This window comes from Streptomyces phytophilus (assembly GCF_013870535.1).
Taxonomy (GTDB): domain Bacteria; phylum Actinomycetota; class Actinomycetes; order Streptomycetales; family Streptomycetaceae; genus Streptomyces; species Streptomyces phytophilus.
The window spans coordinates 1-2,756 of the sequence record NZ_JACBXC010000828.1; the positions used below are offsets into that span (position 1 = coordinate 1).

The 2,756-nt window shown below is 71.5% G+C and carries 3 protein-coding genes; all 3 read right to left on the bottom strand.

What is annotated here, in order from left to right:
• On the bottom strand, nt 1–753 hold a 753-nt coding region (locus H5J30_RS25835; protein WP_181789748.1), incomplete at its 3' end, for an MHYT domain-containing protein.
• Nucleotides 754–929: 176 nt separating this feature from the next.
• Nucleotides 930–1,112, bottom strand: coding sequence for a tail-anchor membrane protein (locus H5J30_RS25840; protein ID WP_181789749.1), 183 nt, complete (start codon nt 1,110–1,112; stop codon nt 930–932).
• Nucleotides 1,113–1,333: 221 nt separating this feature from the next.
• The gene (locus H5J30_RS25845) at nt 1,334–2,386 is read right to left on the bottom strand and encodes a fatty acid desaturase family protein (protein ID WP_181789750.1); all 1,053 of its coding nucleotides are present in this window, start codon (nt 2,384–2,386) and stop codon (nt 1,334–1,336) included.
• Between the last annotated feature and the right edge of the window lie 370 nt (nt 2,387–2,756).

Consider the following 2,756-nt stretch of genomic DNA (forward strand, 5'->3'; position numbering starts at 1 on the left):
GCGCTGGGCGGAGACGGTGGCGGCGCGTTCCGTGGCGGTCGGCGTGAGCGCGACGAACGCCGAGGTGAGGAAGAGGTACGAGCCGAGTCCCACGGTCAGTGGGAAGACGAACTGCGTGGCGGTGGCCCCGGCCAGGGCCTCGGGCGAGGGCGTGACGGTCACGGACACGGCGGCCATCCCGGTGTAGTGCATGCTCGTGACCGCCGCCCCCATGACGAGGGAGGCGAGGCCCACGGCGAGCGGGGAGCGGATGTTGAGCGCGGCCCACAGCGCGGCGGTGGCCGTGGCCACCGCGATCAGGATGGAGAGCGCGACGGCCGGCAGGTCGTAGCCGATCGAGCCGTGCAGGCGTACGGCGGTCATCCCGAGGTAGTGCATGGCGGCCACGCCGAAGCCGGTGGCGAGGCCGGCGACCAGCAGGGCGGGGCCGCGGGCGCGGCTGTGGCCGAGGGCGAAGGCGCCGGCCCCGGCGACGGCCATGGCGGCCACGAGGCTGAGTACGGTGCGGGGGATGTCGTAGCGGATCTCGGTGCCGCTGACGCTGAAGCCCAGCATGGCGATGAAGTGCATCGTCCAGATGCCGGTCCCGATGGCGGACGCGCCGGTGAGCAGCCAGTTGCGCCGGGAGCGGGCGGTGGGGGCCGCCAGCGCCTGGACGGTGCAGCGCAGCCCGAGCGCGGCGCCGATGCACGCCATCGCGTACGAGAGGACGGGTGTCAGCCACCCGTAGGCTGCGTGGTCGAGGTGTCCCATGTCTCAGGGACGCTAGTCCGGTTGGGGGCGCACGACCGGGGCGCATGCCAAACCTGACTGAATTTGACAGAGTCATGCCCGCGATCGATCAGGCAGCACCTAATGAGGCACATCCCTGGCAAATTTGTTGTGACATGTGCCTCACGGTCGCGTGCCTCCGCGAAGGGGGCGCACGGTCAGCGGCCGAGCTCCTTGCGGGTGACCCTCCTGAGCCTGCGGCGCTGCCCGGGGTCGAGCACCAGGTAGGCGGCCACCGGCACACCGACCATCACCAGCACGGCGATCCAGAACGAGGTCAGCATCCACAGCAGCAAGCCGACCGCCACCCCGCCGGCCGCGACTTTCCCTCGATTCGACATTCCTGCCTCCTACAGCGGCGGCACACCGCCCTCGACTGGGGAACGGCTGCGCCGCTCCCCCGGTTCCTTTATCCCACGACCGGCGCCGGAGGGCGTCATACATGTGGATGAGGGACCCATTACGGGACGGGCGGGACGGGCGTCCTTTACGGGACGCGAGGGGCGCACCCGCTCACGGGGCGGCGGGGGTGCGCCCGGCCGCGGACGGCGGAGGTGCGCCCCTACGGGGCGTCGGGGGTGCGCAGCGGCTCGCCCACGTCGTGCATGTGCTCCAGCGCGAGCCGGTACGACTCGACGGCGCTGGTCTGCGCGTACGACAGCCCGAGCGCGGCGCAGTGCGCGCGCACCATCGGCTGGACATGGCGCAGGTTGGGGCGGGGCATGTTGGGGAAGAGGTGGTGCTCGATCTGGTAGTTCAGGCCGCCCATCAGCCAGTCGGTGACGGCGCCGCCGCGCACGTTGCGCGAGGTGAGCACCTGGCGGCGCAGGTGGCCCCAGTCGTCGTCGCCGGTCTCGGGCATCTCCATGCCCTTGTGGTTGGGCGCGAAGCACATCCCCAGGTGCAGGCCGAAGACCGCGTGCTGCACCAGCGCGAAGACCACGGCCTTGCCGGGCGACATGGCGGTGAGCAGCACGGCCGCGTAGCCGATCACGTGGGCGCCGAGGAGGAGCGCTTCGAGGCGGCGCTCGGCCGGGTCCTGCCGGCGCAGGTCCTGCCAGCTGGAGACCTTGAGCGCGATGCCCTCCAGCAGCAGCATGGGGAAGAACAGCGCCGCCTGGTGGCGGGTGAGCCAGCGGGCGAAGCCCTCGCGCTGCGCGGCCTGGCGCTGGGTCCACACCAGCGCGCCGACGCCGACGTCCGGGTCCTTGTCGACGTGGTTGGGGTTGGCGTGGTGGCGGTTGTGCTTGTCCGTCCACCAGTGGTAGCTCATGCCGATCAGCAGGTTGCCGTGGAAGAGCCCGAGCGCCCGGTTGGCCTTGCGGGTGCCGGCGATCTGCGCGTGGCCGCAGTCGTGCCCGATGAAGGCGGTACGGGTGGTGAAGACCGCGGCCGGTACCGCGAGGAACAGGGTCCACCAGGTGTTGCCGAGGAGGTGGATGCCGACGCCGGTGGCGGCCAGCGCCAGCAGCGTGATCGCGATACTGAACCCGTACCAGCCGCGCCGCCGGCGCAGCAGCCCGGCGCCCTTCACCTCCCGCAGCAGTGGCGTGAACTCCGAACTCCTGGCGGTCGCCGACCCTTTGGCGGTCGACGTGACAGCGGCCTGCGGCATGGCGCCTCCGGTCTCTCGGTGCGAGGACCTCGACGCTACGGAACCGGACAGCTCGGCGCGATGACGTCAGCACCCGGAACACCCGGGTGCAATCCACCCGGCACAAGGTAGTGCCAGATACACCCCCCGCCACCCCGCATACGAAAAAGTGAAGTTGATCACTCCGCCGCGGCGTTCGGTTCGGCACCGCCTGAGGTACCCTCGACCGCCCGGTAGTCAAACTTGAGGAGTGCGTCCGTACGTGACCGCCCTTCCCCCGCTCTCCCACTGCGCCGCCCTGTTCCTCCCCGCCGAGCCCGCCCGCACCGGCCGGATGGCCTTCTGGCTCCCGGCCTCGGACGACGCCCCCGCCGCCGGGCCGCCCGACCAT

Bases quoted from the DNA above. Each gene is read 5' to 3' on its own strand.
- H5J30_RS25840 (WP_181789749.1), bottom strand. From the start codon at position 1,112: ATGTCGAATCGAGGGAAAGTCGCGGCCGGCGGGGTGGCGGTCGGCTTG.
- H5J30_RS25845 (WP_181789750.1), bottom strand. From the start codon at position 2,386: ATGCCGCAGGCCGCTGTCACGTCGACCGCCAAAGGGTCGGCGACCGCC.